Origin of the sequence: Brevundimonas sp. NPDC046655, from assembly GCF_044901625.1 — a bacterium.
GTDB lineage: Bacteria > Pseudomonadota > Alphaproteobacteria > Caulobacterales > Caulobacteraceae > Brevundimonas.
In genome coordinates this window covers 1,358,268-1,375,806 of the sequence record NZ_JBJDPV010000001.1, presented here as the reverse complement: position 1 = coordinate 1,375,806, position 17,539 = coordinate 1,358,268, and the positions used below count along the sequence as shown (strand labels likewise).

At 66.4% G+C, this 17,539-nt stretch carries 14 protein-coding genes; 11 read left to right on the top strand and 3 right to left on the bottom strand.

The genetic code is table 11. The features are described 5' to 3' along the window. The first annotated feature begins 154 nt into the window (after window positions 1–154). From ACI2KI_RS06725 to ACI2KI_RS06710, 4 genes are read left to right on the top strand one after another with little or no spacing between them, the layout of a single operon-like run. On the top strand, window positions 155–1,276 hold the full coding sequence (locus tag ACI2KI_RS06725; protein ID WP_404618601.1) for an MlaE family ABC transporter permease: 1,122 nt from the start codon (window positions 155–157) through the stop codon (window positions 1,274–1,276). A 20-nt stretch (window positions 1,277–1,296) separates the two neighbouring features. Beyond that, window positions 1,297–2,064 (top strand): ABC transporter ATP-binding protein, encoded by a 768-nt coding sequence (locus ACI2KI_RS06720; RefSeq protein WP_313106203.1) that lies wholly within the window; start codon window positions 1,297–1,299, stop codon window positions 2,062–2,064. A gap of 15 nt (window positions 2,065–2,079) precedes the next feature. Then, window positions 2,080–3,018 (top strand): MlaD family protein, encoded by a 939-nt coding sequence (locus ACI2KI_RS06715; protein ID WP_292082017.1) that lies wholly within the window; start codon window positions 2,080–2,082, stop codon window positions 3,016–3,018. Further along, window positions 3,015–3,635, top strand: a complete 621-nt coding sequence (locus tag ACI2KI_RS06710) for an ABC-type transport auxiliary lipoprotein family protein (RefSeq protein ID WP_313104035.1) — start codon at window positions 3,015–3,017, stop codon at window positions 3,633–3,635. The genes ACI2KI_RS06715 and ACI2KI_RS06710 overlap by 4 nt, the downstream gene beginning before the upstream one ends. A gap of 74 nt (window positions 3,636–3,709) precedes the next feature. On the opposite strand, the gene ACI2KI_RS06705 is transcribed toward ACI2KI_RS06710, so the two are convergent. Then, window positions 3,710–4,360 carry a 3-oxoacid CoA-transferase subunit B gene (locus ACI2KI_RS06705; RefSeq protein WP_404618599.1) on the bottom strand — a complete coding sequence of 217 codons (651 nt, stop codon included), beginning with the start codon at window positions 4,358–4,360 and terminating at the stop codon, window positions 3,710–3,712. Continuing rightward, the gene (locus ACI2KI_RS06700; RefSeq protein ID WP_404618597.1) at window positions 4,360–5,064 is read right to left on the bottom strand and encodes a CoA transferase subunit A; all 705 of its coding nucleotides are present in this window, start codon (window positions 5,062–5,064) and stop codon (window positions 4,360–4,362) included. The genes ACI2KI_RS06705 and ACI2KI_RS06700 overlap by 1 nt, the downstream gene beginning before the upstream one ends. 168 nt (window positions 5,065–5,232) lie before the next feature. On the opposite strand from ACI2KI_RS06700, the gene ACI2KI_RS06695 reads away from it, so the two are divergent. Further along, complete coding sequence (locus tag ACI2KI_RS06695; protein ID WP_404618595.1) at window positions 5,233–7,698, top strand: prolyl oligopeptidase family serine peptidase; 2,466 nt, start codon at window positions 5,233–5,235, stop codon at window positions 7,696–7,698. Between the two features lie 160 nt (window positions 7,699–7,858). Here ACI2KI_RS06695 and ACI2KI_RS06690 read toward each other — a convergent pair whose 3' ends face one another. Next, on the bottom strand, window positions 7,859–8,749 hold the full coding sequence (locus ACI2KI_RS06690; RefSeq protein ID WP_404618593.1) for a LysR family transcriptional regulator: 891 nt from the start codon (window positions 8,747–8,749) through the stop codon (window positions 7,859–7,861). Between the two features lie 103 nt (window positions 8,750–8,852). Between ACI2KI_RS06690 and ACI2KI_RS06685 the strand changes: the two genes are divergently transcribed. The 6 genes from ACI2KI_RS06685 to ACI2KI_RS06660 all read left to right on the top strand — a co-directional run bounded on the left by ACI2KI_RS06685 (window position 8,853) and on the right by ACI2KI_RS06660 (window position 17,490). Beyond that, window positions 8,853–11,006 carry a malate synthase G gene (locus ACI2KI_RS06685; protein ID WP_404618591.1) on the top strand — a complete coding sequence of 718 codons (2,154 nt, stop codon included), beginning with the start codon at window positions 8,853–8,855 and terminating at the stop codon, window positions 11,004–11,006. Window positions 11,007–11,290: 284 nt separating this feature from the next. Continuing rightward, the gene (locus ACI2KI_RS06680; RefSeq protein ID WP_404618589.1) at window positions 11,291–11,833 is read left to right on the top strand and encodes a hypothetical protein; all 543 of its coding nucleotides are present in this window, start codon (window positions 11,291–11,293) and stop codon (window positions 11,831–11,833) included. Window positions 11,834–12,078: 245 nt separating this feature from the next. After that, window positions 12,079–12,891 carry a hypothetical protein gene (locus ACI2KI_RS06675; protein WP_404618587.1) on the top strand — a complete coding sequence of 271 codons (813 nt, stop codon included), beginning with the start codon at window positions 12,079–12,081 and terminating at the stop codon, window positions 12,889–12,891. 177 nt (window positions 12,892–13,068) lie between these two features. Beyond that, window positions 13,069–13,908, top strand: a complete 840-nt coding sequence (locus ACI2KI_RS06670; RefSeq protein WP_404618585.1) for a hypothetical protein — start codon at window positions 13,069–13,071, stop codon at window positions 13,906–13,908. An 86-nt stretch (window positions 13,909–13,994) separates the two neighbouring features. Beyond that, window positions 13,995–16,559: a hypothetical protein gene (locus ACI2KI_RS06665; RefSeq protein ID WP_404618583.1), complete on the top strand. Its 2,565-nt coding sequence runs from the start codon at window positions 13,995–13,997 to the stop codon at window positions 16,557–16,559. A 16-nt stretch (window positions 16,560–16,575) separates the two neighbouring features. Then, entirely contained in the window at window positions 16,576–17,490 is a 915-nt protein-coding gene (locus ACI2KI_RS06660; protein WP_404618581.1) for a hypothetical protein, read from the top strand. Window positions 17,491–17,539 lie beyond the last annotated feature (49 nt).

The following is a 17,539-nucleotide window of genomic DNA, read 5'->3' as shown; positions in this document are numbered from 1 at the left end:
GCGTTAGAAAGCTGCGCCGTGGCGGGGAGGACGCAGCTTGCAAGGCAGGACGAGGCAAGGCATGGCGAAAAGTCATCGAGCGTTGACAGCGCCGACGCCGCTCGGTCTAAGCTTCGCCGATGCGCCTCTTGCCGCCAGCGTCCATGACTGAACAATGAGTCGGAAGGCCGATTATGAAATCCGGACTGGCGCTGGCGACGGCGCGATCCTGCGCCTGACCGGCGACTGGTCGACGACGGGCATTGGTCGTCAAGGCGATCGGCTGAGCACCGATCTGGCCGGACGCGACGTGGGCGCACTGGATCTTTCCGAACTTGGCCGCTTCGACACGGCGGGGGCGTTGGCCATCGCCCAGGCGACGTCGCGGCAGATCCCCGAGACCGCGTGGTCCGAACGGCCCGAGGCGGGCCGGATCTACGCCATGATAGAGGATCTGGACCGGCAGTCCTGCACGCCGCCGCGTCGCTCGCATCCGGTGACCCGCACCTTCGCCAAGATCGGCCTGGGGGTTTACGACTTTCTCGCCGAGGCCATGTTGTCGCTGGCCTTCCTGGGGCGGTTGATCGTCGCCGTGGGCTCGGCGCTGAAACACCCCGGCGCCATTCGCTGGCCCGCCTGGTTCAGCCAGGCCGAGCGATCCGGGCTGGACGCCATTCCGATCATCGCCGTGACCAACTTCTTCATCGGCGCGGTCATCGCCTTTCTGGGGGCCAATCTGCTGACCCAGTTCGGGGCGGGCGTGTTCACCGTGCAGCTGGTCGCCGTTTCGGTCCTGCGCGAGTTCGCGGTGGTCATCACCTCGGTCTTGCTGGCGGGCCGTTCGGCCTCGTCCTTCGCCGCCGAGATCGGATCGATGCGGATGAACCAGGAGGTCGACGCCATGCAGGTCATGGGGGTCAATCCCTTCCAGGCCCTGGTGATCCCGCGCCTGGCGGCCATGCTGGTCATGCTGCCGCTGCTGACCTTCGTCGGCATGATCGCCGGCCTGTTCGGCGGCATGCTGGTGACCTGGAGCGAACTGGCCTACGGGCCGGCCTTCTTCATCCAGCGCATCACCGAAGATCCGATGATGGACCGGCACCTGATGGTCGGTCTGATCAAGGCGCCGGTCTTCGCCGTGGTTGTGGCGGCCATCGGTTGCCGTCAGGGCATGTCGGTGGCCGGCGACGTTGAAAGCCTGGGACGCCGGGTGACGGCGGCGGTGGTGCAGGCCATCTTCGCCATCATCTTCCTCGACGCCGTCTTCGCCATGCTGTTCCTGGAGTTGAACCTGTGACGGCCCGCAAGAAAAAGCCGATGCGCGAAAACGTCATCGAGGTGCGCGGCCTGTTGAGCCAGTTCGGGGATCGGGTGATCCATCAGGATCTCGATCTGGACGTGAGGCGAGGCGAGGTTCTCGGCGTGGTCGGGGGGTCCGGCACCGGCAAGACGGTGCTGTTGAATTCCATCATCGGCCTGAAGCAGCCGGAGGGCGGGTCAGTCAAACTGTTCGGCTATGACCGGGACGAGATGAGCAAGGCCGAAGCCGCCGAGGTCGAGCGGCGCACCGGGGTCCTGTTCCAGCAGGGGGCGCTGTTCTCGGCGCTGACCGTGCTGGACAACGTCGCCTCGCCCTTGGTCGAGCACACCAATTTGCCGCGCAACACCATTCGCGAACTGGCCGAGATGAAGATCGCCATGGTCGGTTTGAAGCCCGAGGCGCTGTATCTGAAGCCTGCCGAACTGTCGGGCGGGATGCGCAAGCGCGTCGGTCTGGCGCGCGCCCTGGCGCTGGACCCCGAGTTGATCTTCCTGGACGAGCCGACGGCGGGGCTGGATCCGATCGGCGCTGCTGCGTTTGATCAGTTGATCCGCGACCTGTCGGACGATCTGGACCTGACGGTCTTCATGATCACTCACGACCTCGACAGCCTGTACGCCATCTGTGACGAGGTGGCGGTGCTGGCCGACAAGCATGTCGTCGAAAAGGCCACGGTTCAGGAACTGGAGCGTTCCGATCATCCTTGGATCAAGGAATACTTCCTGGGGCCGCGCGGACGCGCCGCCCACCAGAGCGCCGCCTGAGGAGAGCGGGACGAGATGGAAAGAGACGCCCACTACGCCGCTGTCGGCATCGCCACCGTCGCCCTTCTGGCGGCCTTGGCGGTGTTCACGATCTGGCTGGCCCGCCTGCAGTTCAACAATGACTTCGATGTCTATGACATCGTCTTCTACGGCCCGGTGCGCGGCCTGTCCGAGGGTGGCGAGGTGCATTTCAACGGCATTCGCGTCGGCGAGGTCACGGCCCTGAACCTGGACCCCAAGAAGGGGGATCAGGTCATCGCCCGCGTCCGCCTGAACGGCACGACACCGGTGCGCGTCACCTCGCGCGCCCAGCTGGAGCCGCAGGGCATCACCGGTCTGAACTACATCCAGATCACGGCCGGCGAGCCGAGCAGCGCGTTGTTGAAGACCCAGTATCCCGACAATGTCGTGCCGGTGATCCAGAGCCAGCCCAGCCCCATCGCCGAACTGCTGAGCGGGTCGGGCACGGTTCTGGCCCAGACGGTGGACGCCCTGAACCGGATCAATCGCGTCATGTCGGACGACAATATCCGCAGCTTCTCGTCCAGCGTGAAGAGCGTTGAGGCCCTGACCGCCGAGCTGGAGGCCCGCAAGGGCATGTTCCAGCAGCTGGAAGAGACTATCACCAAGGCCAACGCCGCCGTCGGCGAGTATCAGCAGCTGGGCGCCACGGCGCGGCAACTGGTGGATACGGACGGTCGTCAGGCCATCGCCAACATCAACAAGGCGACAGCCGAAGCCCAGGCCGCCATCGCCTCGATTAACCGTTCGGCCACGGGGCTGGAAGGCCCGCTGGGCGACTTCGGCACCCAGACGGTGCCGCAACTGAACGACACCATCCGCCAGCTGGATCAGGCGACGCGCTCGCTGCAGTCGCTGATCGACAATGTGCGTGAAAGCCCGCGCGACTTCATCGCCAAGGCGCCGTCCAAGGAAATCGAGGTGCAACCGTGATCCGTTCTACGCTGCTGATCGCCGCCGCCTCGGTTGCTCTGTCTGGCTGCGCCCTGCTGGCCTCGCCTGACCCGGTACAGCTCTATCGTTTCGGCGGCGCCTCGGCCTTCGCCGGGACGGGGGCGACCTCGGCCTGCCCGGACGTCCATGTCTCGATGCGCCGCGTGGACTTCCCCGAGGCCGCGCGGGGCGACCGCATCCTGGCCGTGACCGGGGCCGAGGCCGCCTACATCAAGGGCGCGCGCTGGGTGTCGCCGGCCGAGACCCTGTTCGAGGAGGCCTTGCGCAACGCATTTCTGGACGGCGGGACCTGCACGGTCCTGAGTTCGGGACCGCTGACGCGCGACGGGCTGCTGCTGAGCGTGGACGTGCGCCGGTTTGAGGCCGTTTACGCTGCGCCGGGCGCCGCGCCCGACGCGAACATCGTCGTGCTGCTGCGGCTGATCCGGCCGGGCGACCGCTCCATTGTGGTCGAGGACCGTATCACGGTCAGTGAGAGCGCCGGGGAGAACCGGCAGTCGGCCATCGTCGCAGCCTTCGATCGCGCCACCGCCGAGGCCAGCCGCCAGATCGTCCTGTGGACGGATCAGCAGGGCTTCCAGGCGACGCGGAACTAGCGTCATTCAGGCAAGGAAAAACCCCGGCGGCCTAGCGGTCGCCGGGGTTTCGCTTTTCAGACGGGCAGGGCGGTTCAGCCCAGGCTGGGCGCCACCGTGTAGTCGGCCTCGGTCTTGGCGGCGACCTCGTCCAGGGTCACGCCCTCGGCCAGTTCGATCAGCTCCAGGCCTGAGCCGTCCGGCTTGACGTCGAAGACGGCCAGATCGGTGATGATGCGGCTGACCACGCCTGTGCCGGTCAGGGGCAGGGTGCAGGCTTTCAAGACCTTGGACTGGCCGTGCTTGTTGGCGTGCTCCATGACCACGACCACGCGCTTGACGCCCGCGACCAGGTCCATGGCGCCGCCCATGCCCTTCACCAGCTTGCCGGGGATCATCCAGTTGGCGATGTCGCCGTTCTGGGCCACTTCCATGGCACCGAGGATCGACAGGTTGATGTGGCCGCCGCGGATCATGGCGAAGCTGTCGGCGCTGCTGAAATAGGCCGACTCGGGGATCTCGGTGATCGTCTGCTTGCCGGCGTTGATCAAGTCGGGGTCTTCCTCGCCCTCATAGGGGAAGGGGCCCATGCCCAGCATGCCGTTTTCCGACTGCAGGGTCACGACCATGCCCTCGGGGATGTAGTTGGCCACCAGGGTCGGGATGCCGATGCCCAGGTTCACATAGAAGCCGTCCCGCAGCTCCTTGGCGGCGCGCTCGGCCAGTTGTTCGCGGGTGCGGGCCATTACGCGGATTCCTTCTGGCGGACGGTGCGCTGTTCGATGCGCTTCTCGGACACGGTCTGGATCAGGCGGTCGACATAGACGCCAGGCGTGTGGATGTGGTCGGGGTCCAGCGAGCCGACGGGGACGATCTCTTCGACTTCGACGACCGTGACCTTGCCGGCGGTGGCCATCATCGGGTTGAAGTTGCGGGCCGTCTTGCGGAAGACGAGGTTGCCGCGATCGTCGGCCTTCCAGGCCTTGATGATGGCCAGGTCGGCGACCAGGCCGGTTTCCATCACATAGTCGCGGCCGTCGAAGTTGCGCACTTCCTTGCCTTCGGCGACCAGGGTGCCGACGCCGGTGGCGGTGAAGAAGGCGGGGATGCCCGCGCCGCCCGCGCGGATGCGCTCGGCCAGGGTGCCCTGGGGGTTGAACTCCAGCTGCAGCTCGCCGGCCAGGTACTGGCGCTCGAATTCCTTGTTCTCGCCGACGTAGGACGAGATCATCTTGGCGATCTGCTTGGTCTCCAGCAGCTGGCCCAGGCCGAAGCCGTCCACGCCTGCGTTGTTGGAGATGACGGTCAGTCCCTTGACGCCCGAGGCCTTCAGGCCCGCGATCAGGTTTTCGGGAATGCCGCACAGGCCGAAGCCGCCGGACATGACGGTCATCCCGTCAAAGGTCAGGCCCTCCAGCGCGGACGTGACGTCAGCGTAGATCTTGCGCATCGCTCTCCCTTTTTCACCGTCTGATGAATATTGCGGTCTTATCCGTCCATAATGCGCGGATGGGCGGGGGGCAAGCGCCGGTTGGCGACCTTGGCGGTTGACCCTGCGCGCAATCATTCGTCTAAACGGACAAAGCCGCGTTCAAGGCGGAGTTTTGGGGAAAGATTCATGCGCAACACGATCATGCGAGCCGCCCTGCCGGCGCTTGTTTTGCTGGCCGCCGTGCCGGCCCTGGCTCAACCTGCTTCGGCGCAAGCCGTCGCCGCCGCGCCCACCTATCAGCAGCCGCCGCAGCCGATCGCGCAGATTCTGGACTCCAAGCCCAATCCGACGGCCAGCCTCAGCCCGGACCGCAAGACCCTGCTGCTGCAGGAACGCTCCAGCCTGCCGAGCATCGCCGAACTGGCCGAGCCCATGCTGCGTCTGGGCGGGTATCGCATCAATCCCCAGAACAACGGCCCGGCCAACAGCCGTGTCACCTGGCTGACGGGCCTCAGCTTCCAGACCGTCGAGGGCGGCGCGGCGCGACCGGTCGCCGGTCTGCCCGCCAATGCGCGTCTGACCAACGTCAGCTGGGCGCCGAACGGCAAGGCCGTGGCCTTCCTGCTGAACACCCCGACTGGCCTTGAGCTGTGGACCGCCGACATGGCCTCCGCCCAGGCGCGTCGCCTGACCGGGCCCAGCGTCAACGCCGCGAACGGCGCCGGTTTCAGCTGGCTGCCCGACGCCTCGGGCCTGCTGGTTCAGGCCGTGCCCGCCGGTCGCCGCGCCGCGCCCGACGTGACGCGTCCGCCCTCGGGTCCGACCGTGGCCGAGACCGGCGGCCGCGCGGCCCCCGTGCGCACCTATCAGGACCTGCTGTCCGATGCCGGCGACGAGGCCCTGTTCGACCACTACTTCACCAGCCAGCTGACCCTCGTGCCGCTGAACGGCCGCGCCCGCACCATCGGCCAGCCGGGCGTCTTCCTGAACGCCTCGGTGTCGCCGGACGGCCGCTACATCCTGCAGACGCGGGTCAAGAAGCCGTACAGCTATGTCGTGCCCGCCAGCCTCTTCCCGGCGGATGTCGTCATCACCGACCTGAACGGACGTGAGGCGCACCGCGTGGCCGACCTGCCGCTGCGCGACAACGTGCCGACGCCGTTCGACGCCGTGGCCCCCGGCCCGCGCTCGGCCCAGTGGCGCGCCGACGCCGACGCCACCCTGGTCTGGGTCGAGGCCCAGGACGGCGGCGATCCGCGCAACGCGGCCGAGGTGCGCGACCGCGTCTTCATGCTGCCGGCGCCGTTCAATGATCGCCCGCGCACCCTGATCGACCTGAAGGAACGCTATTCGGGCGTGCAGTGGGGCCGCGACGATGTCGCCATCGTCAACAGCCGCTGGTTCAACACCCGCCACGAGACCCGGACCCTGGTCGATCCGTCGAACCCCGGCGCGGGCCGCGTCCTGGTCGATCGCAACTATCAGGATCGCTACAATGATCCGGGCGCGGTGGTGGTTGAGCCGAACGCGCGCGGTCGTTCGACCATCCGCTTCACCGCCGACGGCTCCAAGGTCTTCGTCGAGGGCGACGGCGCGACGCGTCAGGGCGAGTATCCCTTCCTCGACACCCTGGACCTGAAGACCGGTGAGACCGAGCGTCTGTGGCGCTCGGCTCAGGGCGAGTTCGAAACCGTCGTCGGCATTCTGGACGAGAACGGCCGCAAGCTGGTCACCTATCGCGAGAGCCGCACCGATCCGGCCAACCTGCGCCTGCGCGACCTGGACGGCGGCGTGACCCAGCTGACCCAGTTCCCCGATCCGGCCCCGCAACTGGCCGACGTGAAGCGCGAACTGATCACCTATACCCGCGACGACGGGGTCCAGCTGTCGGGCACCCTCTATCTGCCCGCCGGCTACGACAAGGATCGCGACGGTCCGCTGCCGCTGCTGATGTGGGCCTATCCGGCCGAGTTCACCGACGCCGCCGTGGCCGGTCAGGTGGTCGACACGGAGAACCGCTTCGTGCGTCCGGCGGGCATCAGTCACCTGTTCCTGCTGACCCAGGGCTACGCCATCCTGGACAACCCGACGATGCCGATCATCGGCCGCGACGGGGCCGAGCCGAACGACACCTACATCGAGCAACTGTCGGCCAGCGCCAAGGCGGCGGTCGATGCGGTGGTGGCCCTGGGTGTCGCCGACCGCGACCGGATCGCCGTGGGCGGCCACTCCTACGGCGCCTTCATGACGGCGAACCTGCTGGCCCACACCGACCTGTTCAAGACCGGCATCGCGCGTTCGGGCGCCTATAACCGCACCCTGACGCCGTTCGGCTTCCAGGCCGAGCAGCGCTCCTACTGGGAGGCGACCGAGACCTATACGGAGATGTCGCCCTTCACCTACGCCAACAAGGTCAATGAGCCGATCCTGCTGATCCACGGCGGCGCCGACGACAACTCGGGCACCTTCCCGGTGCAGTCGGAGCGCTTCTATGCGGCGCTGAAGGGCAATGGGGCGACGGTGCGCTATGTCGTTCTGCCGCTGGAAGCTCACGGCTATCGCGCCCGCGAGTCGGTCGGCCACACCCAGTGGGAAATGGCGACCTGGCTGGACCGCTACCTGAAGCCGAAGGCGACGGCGGCGGCGCAGTAAAATCTGCGCCCCTTCTCCCCCTGTGGGAGAAGGGGCCCGTCAGGGCCGGATGGGGGGTGTCGGTGCGACCTTTGTGGGATGCTGCGAGCCTGGCTTCTTCGCACCCCTCATCCGTCTTGCTTCGCAATCCACCTTCTCCCTCAAGGGGAGAAGGAAGAGGCTATCTGTCCCATTCTGGCACATCGCCGTACAGGCCGGCCAGAAAGTCGACAAAGGCGCGCACCCGGTTTTCCGCGCGAGCCCGCCCCGCGGTCAGGGCGAATATCGCGACGTCCGAGGCCCCTGCGTATTGCGGCAGCACCACCTTCAGCCGTCCGTCGCGCAGCTCGTCTCCCACGTCCCAGGTCGAGCGCAGGGCGATCCCAGCGCCCGCCAGCACCAGTTCGCGCGCCACTTCCGACGAGTTGGTCCGCACCCGGCTGCGGGCGCGGAAGGTCACAGGGCCGTCGGGGCCTTCCAGGCGCCAGGCCGACTGGTTCTCGGCCGCCAGCTGGGCGTGATGGCGCAGGTCGTCCAGGGTCTCGGGCGCGTCGTGTTCGGCCAGATAGGAAGGCGCGGCGCACAGGACGCGCCTGTTGGGGGTCAGGCGGCGCATGGCGGGATCGCTCGCCTCATAGTTGCCGATACGCACCGCCACGTCCACGTCCTCGGCCATCAGGTCGACGAAGGCGTCGGTCAGGTTCAGCTCCAGCGTCAGCCGGGGGTGGGCGTCGAGGAAGGGCGTCAGCAGCGGCGCCAGCCTTCGTCGCCCGAACGAGGTCGGGGCCGAGACCCGCAGCAGGCCGCGCGCCTGGGTCGTGCGGCGCGACACCAGGGCCTCCAGATCCTCGACCCCGTCCAGAAGCTGCATGGCGCGGTCATAGACCAGGCGCCCGGCCTCGGTCGGGGCCAGCCGCCGCGAGGTGCGCTCGATCAGCCGCACCCCCAGCCGGTCCTCCAGCCGCGCCAGCCGCCGCGAGGCCACGGCGGGCGACAGGTCCAGCCGACGCGCGGCGGCGGACAGGCTGCCTTCCTCCAGCGCCCGGACGAAGATCTCATACTCGGCCAGCATGGCGGGATCTCATCATTGCAATTTTTGCAAAGATATCCGTCGATCTTCGCCGTGGCTAGGCGGCGGGCGGGCGGCTAGGGTCAAGGCTCAAGGAGAGCCCGCCATGACCACGACCTATGTCCGCCACGGAAGCCTGAGCGTCGCCGCAGAACTGGACGCCTTCGTTCGCGACGAGGCGGCGCCCGGCACGGGGGGGACGGCGGAGGCCTTCTGGGCGGGGTTCGAGGGGCTGCTGGCGGAATACGCGCCGAAGAACCGCGCCCTGCTGGCGCGGCGTGACGAACTGCAGGCTCAACTGGACGACTGGCACCGCGCCCATCCGGGGCAGCCGGACCCCGAAGCCTATCAGACCTTCCTGCGCGAGATCGGTTACATTGAGCCCGAGCGGGCCGACATCCGCGCTGAAACGGCCAACGTCGATCCCGAGATCGCGACTATGGCCGGGCCGCAGCTGGTCGTGCCCCTGACCAACGCCCGCTATCTGCTGAACGCCGCCAATGCGCGCTGGGGCAGTCTGTATGACGCCCTGTACGGCACGGACGCCCTGGGCGAGGCGCCGAAAGGCGGCGGCTATGACGCCGAGCGTGGGGGCAGGGTCATCGCCCGCGCCCGCGCCCTGCTGGATCAGGCGGCGCCTTTGGCGGAGGGCCGCCATGCCGAGGCGGTGGAATACCGTGTCGAGAACGGGCGGCTGGTCGTCGGCCTGTCCAGTGGACGAACGACGGGTCTGGCCGATCCGGCGGTCTTCCTCGGCTATGCGGGCGAGGCGGCGGCGCCCTCGGGCGTCCTGCTGTGCCACAACGGCCTGCATCTGGAGATCGTGATCGACCGCGATCACCGCATCGGCCGTACCGATCCGGCGGGCGTGGCCGACGTCGTGGTCGAGGCGGCCCTGTCGGTCATCGCCGACGCCGAGGACAGCGTCGCGGCGGTGGACGCCGAGGACAAGCGGCTGGTTTACGCCAACTGGCTGGGCCTGATGCGCGGCGACCTGTCGGCGGGCTTCGTCAAGGACGGCCAGACGATGCAGCGGCGCATGAACGACGATCGTTCCTATGCCGCGCCGGACGGCTCGGCCATGACGCTGAAGGGGCGCAGCCTGCTGATGGTGCGCAACGTCGGCCTGCACCTGACGACCGACGCGGTTCTGGACGGGGAGGGGCGCGAGGTTCCCGAGAGCCTGCTCGACATCGCCATGACCGGCCTGATCGGCTTGCACGACCTGAAACGCCCCGCGGATCAGCGCAACAGCCCGGCCGGCTCCATCTATGTGGTGCGGCCCAAGATGCACGGCTCGGAGGAGGTCGCCTTCGCCGACGCCGTCTTCGGCGCGGTCGAGGCCATGGTCGGGTTGCCGCCGCTGACGCTCAAGATGGGCATCATGGACGAGGAGCGCCGCACCAGCGTCAACCTGGCCAACTGCATTGCGGCGGCCAAGGGGCGGGTGGCCTTCATCAATACCGGCTTCCTGGACCGCACCGGCGATGAAATCCATTCGGTGATGGAAGGCGGGCCGGTCGTTCGGAAAGAGGCGATCCGCAACACCGGCTGGATCAAGGCCTATGAGGACCGCAACGTCGATATCGGCCTGAAGGCCGGTCTGTCGGGGCGCGCCCAGATCGGCAAGGGCATGTGGGCCGCGCCCGACCGCATGGGCGAGATGCTGGCGACCAAGGCGGGTCATCCGCGCGCCGGGGCCTCGACCGCGTGGGTTCCGTCGCCGACGGCGGCGACCCTGCATGCTCTGCATTATCATGAGGTCGACGTCTGGAGTCGTCAGGCCGAGATCGCCGGACGTTCCGCCACCGGCCTGACGCCGCTGCTGACGCCGCCGTTTGCGACGGAAACGCCCTCGGCGGACGAGATCCGTCAGGAACTGGACAACAACGCCCAGGGCATTCTGGGCTATGTCGTGCGCTGGATCGATCAGGGTGTCGGTTGCTCCAAGGTGCCGGATATCCACGACGTCGGCCTGATGGAGGACCGGGCCACCCTGCGCATCTCCAGCCAGCACCTGGCCAACTGGCTGCGTCACGGCGTGGTCACGGAAACCGAGGTGAGGGCGGCGCTGGAACGGATGGCCGTGGTGGTGGATCGCCAGAACGCGGACGATCCCGCCTATCGCCCCTTGGCCCCGGCCTTCGACGGTGCGGCGTGGAATGCGGCCTGGGATCTGGTCTTCAAGGGCGGTCAGCAGCCGAACGGCTATACCGAGCACCTGCTGACCGCTTGGCGACGCCGCGCCAAGGCGGGGTGACGGCCACGCGGCATACCGCCGCTGTCCCAAAATGAAGCGAAAGCTTGTCAAAGCTTGACGGCGACCGTAGAACGGCGGTCGTTAACGTTTCATTAACCCTTGCGGGTGGGGCTTGACGCTGTCTCATCGGCAAGGGTGTGCCAAAACGGGATGGCACGTCTCTTGGAACGCTGACCAACGAACCCCCTCCTGGTGGCGGGGGCGCCGCAGTTTGCGGCTTGGGGAGGCGAATGGTGGGCTGGTTTCTGACCCCTTCCGAAGGGAAGCGCGCGACGGTGCGTCCGATGGCGCGCGTTGGCGGCGTGATGGCGCTGGTGCTGGCCGCCGCTGTCGCTTCGACGGCTTCGGCTGAGCCGATGCGGGATCGCGACCGCGAAGACGCCGCGCGTCAACTGCAGGTCCAGGTCACGGGGCGGATCAAGGCAAGCTGCCAGCTGAGGGGCGGCGGCGAGCTCAATATGGGCGAGTTGCACGGCGGCGAGCGCGCTACGGCCCTGTTCGGCCTGGACTGCAATGTTCCCTTCGATCTGGCGCTGCGTTCGCAGCGGGGCGGCCTGGCCCATATCAGCCAGCCGCAAGGCGAAGGCCCCTTCGCCGGCACGCTGCCCTACGACGTCCTGCTGACGGTTCCGACCCTGCGTCCCGAGCTGGCGGTGGTTCAGGCCAACTTCCAGAGCACGCAGATGAGCGGCCAGCTCAGCAGCGGCGACGGCATTGCAGCGGGCAGCGGCAAGCTTGAGTTCCGTATGAGAAACGCCCCCGGTGCGGGCCTCCTTGCAGGGCAATATACAGAAACGCTGACGCTTACCATCACGCCTCGCGCCTGATCTCCAAGTAACAAATTCAAATACTGATAATGTAATGGGTCGAGCGCATCTCATGTGCTCGACCTTTTTGGCATATTTGTTTCACATTTATGTTCGCTCGTGAGGCGAATATTCCAAAAATCATGACTAACGGTGTTTTTTGTTGTTGACCTGTTTTACGATTAGTTAGTAGGTTCATTTCATCGGGGGGCGAGATTCGCCGCCTGGCTCGACATTTTCTGTCAAACCTCGCTTGGAGAATTCCTATGAAGTTCGCTTCCGTTCTGGCCGCTGCCGCCGCCGCCACGCTCGCCCTGACCGCCACCGCCGCTTCGGCTGGCCCGGAAATTCACCGCGGTGCTACGACCCGCAGCCTGATCGGCAACACCCCGAACCTGATCAACCAGGCACTGGGCACCGCCATCAACTATCAAGGTTCGACCCGCGACGCTGGCTTCCTTGTCGGTCCTGTCACGGCTGCTGTGAACTCGGGCGCAAACCTTCACCCGGGCATCGCTCTGTTCACGATGGACAGCAATGGCTTCGCCGACAACCAAGGCACGGCTAACGCTTCGAGCGGCGCCACCTTCTCGCTGACCGGTTCGGTGACGCCGGACTGCGCCTACTACACCGGCGGCACCGACACGACCGTCAACTTCGGCCAGATCGGCATCAACGCCCAGGACAACAACCCTGACGCGGCGTTTGAAATGGTCGGCGGTGACCGCACGCTGGACATCAACTCGAACCTGGCTGGCTGCAACACCAAGAACACGGTCACCTTCAGCAAGACCGACCTGTCGACCAACGCCGCTGCCGGGTTCGATGGCGCTCAGTTCACCGCCACCATCCCGGTTGAGCTGTCGGCCCAGTTCACCGCCGGCGCCGTGGGCGCGACCAACAACGCCAGCCTGCAAACCGTTAGCCTGCTGCAAGCCGGCAACCAGACCGTCCCGAACTCTTACGGCGCCTGGAAGTCCTCGCTGAACATGCAGGTCAAGATGAAGAACCCCGGCAAGGCTCTGCTGGCCGGCACCTACAACGGCACTGTCGGCGTCACCATCGCCGTGGCTCAGTAAACCTGCTTTCTGGCCGGTCACGGCCTGATGGGGACGGGGAGGCTGAGAAGCCTCCCCGTTTCTGCTTTATAAACTGTCGATCGTTCAAAGGTTCCGGTGCGCTGGCCCGCCGTTTGCAACGGCCAGCAGGGAATTGAGCGCTTGTCCCAGGGAGGCGGCGTTCGGGGGAGTAGAGAAATGTTCTGGCGGGATATTCTGAAATCGCGCGTCGGCGTTTGGGCGGCGTCCGCCGTCGTCGCCGGCGGCCTGGTCTTCGCTTCCGCGGCCGCCTGGGCCATGCGGGTCTCGCCCATGGTGGCCGAGATGACGACGGTCGGCGCGGGCTCCGCGGCGCGTATCGAGGTTGGCAACGTCGGCTCCGTCGCCATGCCCTTCGAGACCCAGGTCACGCGCATGGACTTGGATGAGAACGGCGAGATCGTGGAAACGCCCGCCGATGACAATTTCCTGATCTTCCCGCCGCAGGGCGTGGTCGGGGTCGGCGGCCGTCAGGTGATGCGGGTCCAGTGGGTCGGCGCGCCGGATATCGACCGTTCGCACGCCTATTATCTGGCGGTGAAGCAACTGCCGGTGCCGACCGACGGCAAGCCGCCTGAAAGCGGCGGCGAGGTTGCGGTCACCGTCCTTTACACCATGAAGGCCCTGCTGGTCGTCGCCCCTCCGGGCGCCGAGCCCAAGATCGATGTCGTCTCGGCCAAGCCGACCCGCGTCAGCGCCCCTGCGGCTGAAGCCGCCGCCGTCGCCGAAGGACAGCCGGTTCCGACTGAACCTGGCCTGGAGATCATCGTCGCCAACACCGGCAAGCGCTACGCCCTGATGTCGGGCGCCACCTGGATTATCGAGGGCACGTCCAAGGACGGCGCGCCCTTCCGCCAGGAGCTGAAGTCGGCTGACCTCTCGGCCATCGTCGGCGTGGGCTTCGTGCCCCCGGTCACCGGGCGTCGCACCTTCAAGGTGCCGACGGGCGGCGTTGAGCTGGATGCGGCCAAACCCATTACGGTGCGGTTCGGACGATGAGTCTGCGCGGGGGAGGGGTTTCCAGTCTCGCTCTGATCCTGGGCGTCGCTATGACGCCGGACAGTGCGTGCGCAGCCGGCGCCAGCATGGCGCGCGACGTCTATGAGGCGGCGACGGCCGCCGCCTTGAACCTAGCCAGCTTCGCGATGGCGCAGGCCGCGGATGTCGCAGGCCAGACGACGACGCCAAGCGCGGCGGCTCCGGCTGAACCTGTCGCCGCGGAACAGGCGGTAGAGGCGCCGCCGGCGCGGCGCGACATCAACCCCTATGATCGCGACATCGCGATGACCGTGCCGCTGAACTTCAACAACCGCGTCCTTGGTGAAATGCCGGTCATCCTGACCCGGGACGACCGCTTCATGGTGGAAAGCGCCGGTTTCCAGACGCTGATCAAGCCCCTGTTGATCGAAACGGCTCAGGCGGAACTGGCTGCTCGGCTTGAGGGCATTGCTGATTTCGCGCCCGAGGAGATCAACCAGACGGGTATTCGCCTGGACTATGATCCGGACCAACTCGCCGTCATGGTGCTGCGGATCGACCCCACCAAGCGCAACGTCGAGGCTCTGTTCCGTGGCGGATCGCCCGAAGAGCCGGGCGTGGCGCCTGAAGATTTTTCGGCCTTCCTGAACACCAATATGGTGGTGCAGAGGATCAATCGCACGGGCGACGTCTCGTCCCCTTCGGTCTTCTTGAACGGCGCGGCGCGGTACAAGAACCTGGTCGTCGAGGCCGACGTCCAGGGCCGCGAAAACGTCTTCACCCAGGAATACAATTGGGAGCGGCGCTACGCGCGTCTGGTCTATGATCAGGCGAACGAATATCGGCGCTGGTACCTCGGCGACTTGGATCCCGAACAGCGCGGGCGTCAGGGCTTCGTCGAGATGGGCGGTATCGGCGTGGAACGCCAGCGCCGGCGTTTCGAGAGCTTCCGCAACAACCGGCTAAGCAGTGCGCGTCAACTGGTGCTGCAGGAATCTTCGACGGTTCGGGTGCTGCGCAATGGTATCACGCTGCGCGAGTTCCGGCTGGACCCTGGCCAGTACGACCTGAGCAACCTGCCGCTGGAAACCGGCTCCAACGATATTCAGCTTGAGGTTCGCGGCGAGAGCGGCCGGACCGAATCCGTCGCCTATAGCGCCTATCTGGATCTGATTGATCTGGAGCCCGGCGACTATGAGTACGGCGCCTATCTGGGCGTGACCAGCGACCAGGTCTTCGGTTCGCCGGACTATTCCAACGGCGATGTCGCCTTCACCGGCTACTGGCGCAAAGCCTTCCTGAACCGTCCGGCGCTGGGACTGGGGCTGCAGGCCTCGGAGCGTGCGCAGACGGTGACGGGCCAGACCCAGTTCATCATGAGGAACGGCGCCCGGCTTCAGCTGGACGCCGCCGCCAGCAATGGCGACGCCGGGGCAGGCTACGCCTATGCCGCGGCCTATGACCACTTCGTGGACATGGGCGAAACCTATGACACCTGGACAGTGGCGGCCGACTATACGTCGGAAGACTTCTCGACGATCGGCAATCCTCTGGGGCAAAACCAGACGTCGTGGGTGTTCACCGGCTCCTACAGTCACCGCTTCTCGGTCGATTGGATGGCGACAGTCAGCGCCTATTATCGCAAGACCCGCATCGACACCCTGGACGACGTCTATGGCGTCAACGCCACGACCAGCTACCGTTTCGCCCCGCAGTGGAGCGCGCAACTGGGGCTGGAATTCATCGAATCCGGCGACAACGGCGGCATCTTCGGTCGCGCCAACGACGGGGTGGGCTTCACCTTCGCTCTGGTCTGGCAGCCGCGCTACGACCGTCGCGGCGACGCGCGTTACAGCTCGGCGACGAACTCAGCCAGCGTCAACTTCCAGCAGTACGCGGACAACGGCGTCGGCGCTCTCGGCTATTCGGTCAACTCCAACTATCTGGACGGCGCGGCCAATGTGTCGGGCCAGGTCGACTATATCGCCAATCGTTTCGACGTGAGCCTGACGCACAGCGCCTATGGGCGTGACTTCAGCAGTGTCACGGACGATCAGGTCACCAGTCTGCGTGTCGGCGGCGCCATCGCCACCACGGGCGGAAAGGTCGCTATCGGCCGCAACATCTACGACAGCTTCGCCATCGTCTATCCTCACCCCTCGCTCGGTGATCGGGACGTGATCGTGGGCGACACCCTGGAGGGAGGGCGCTTTATCTCGAAGAGCGGTCTGGCGGGGCCTGCCGTGTCGGGTCAGTTGGCGTCATACATCAACCAGTCCGTCCGCTATGATGTTCTCGATCCGCCACGCGGCTACAATATCGGCGACGGGGTGGCTCGCGTCCGACCGGTCTACAAGAGCGGTTACGCCATTCAGGTGGGTAGCGCGAATTTCGTCAGCGCGATGGGCCGGGTAGTCGGCAATCTGGATCGACCGGTTGCTCTCATGTCCGGACGGGTGCGGCCGGCCGATGATCCTTCGGCTGAGCCCGAACTGTTCTTCACCAATTCCGTGGGCCGCTTCGCCATCCAGAACTTGCAGCCTGGCAAGCGGTATCGCGTTGGGATGTTCTCGACGCCCGCCATGGGCTTCGAGTTCGTCGTTCCTGAAGACAACGAGGGTCTGCTTGATCTGCAGATCATCAGAGTGCCTATCGATGTGCCCGAAGACTGAAGCCAAGGAGGCTGAAATGTCCCTCGTCAGAAAATCCCAGGCTCTGGCCCTCGCGGCGGTCGCCATGGCCTTCGTCGCCATGCCGGGCATGGCCTCGGCAAAGGCCGGCGACTGCAAGCTGGCGATCGAGTCCGCCGCAGAGCAATGGTTGCTTCGCTACGACCCGTTCGACCAGGACGCGGCCGACGACACCTTTGACGTCGCCGTGGTCAACCGGGGGGCGGGGGCGTGCAATATCTCCGCCCGCGTGGAGTTGCGCGCGGAACCGTTCGGTCTGGTCTCCGAGACGGGGGGGCAGCGCCTCGACTACGCCCTTGTTGACGAGCGGGGCGGGGCTGACGTGACGCCTCGCGCGGGTCAAAGCGCCCGTCGAGTCGGCGCTCGCAGTCTGGCCCTGGCGCCCGGCGAGCGTGGTCTGTTGCGCTTCTCGTTCTCGGCGGCCCCCACCAGCGTCCCTGCCGCGGGGCGCTATGCGCAACGAGCCTATCTCAATCTGGAGAGTGACGGCCAGTTGTTGGCTGAAAAGCCGGTCACCCTGGGGCTCGAAGTGCCCAAGGCGGCGGTCATGGGACTAAAGGGGGAACTGCGCCGCAGCCGTGGAGGCGCCGCCACGATCGATCTGGGAGATTTGACGGAAGGTCGCCGCAATTTGCGCACCTCTCTCTATGTGATGAGCACGGCTGGCTATAGCGTTTCGGTTCGGTCGGAGAACCGCGGGCGACTGCGTCAGGGCTCCACCGACTGGTACGTGCCCTACGGTCTGAGCCTAGGCGAGCGGACCATGGATCTGGCGCGGGGCGCACGGTTTGAGGTGGTGTCCCAGAACGCGCGGGTCGATGACTATGCGCTGACCATCGATGTCGGCAGCATCGCTGGAAAGCGGGCGGGCGACTATAGCGACACGCTGACGTTCACCGTCGCGGCGCTCTAGCCCTCTTCCCTGGACAAGAAAAACGCCCCGCAGATCCTGCGGGGCGTTT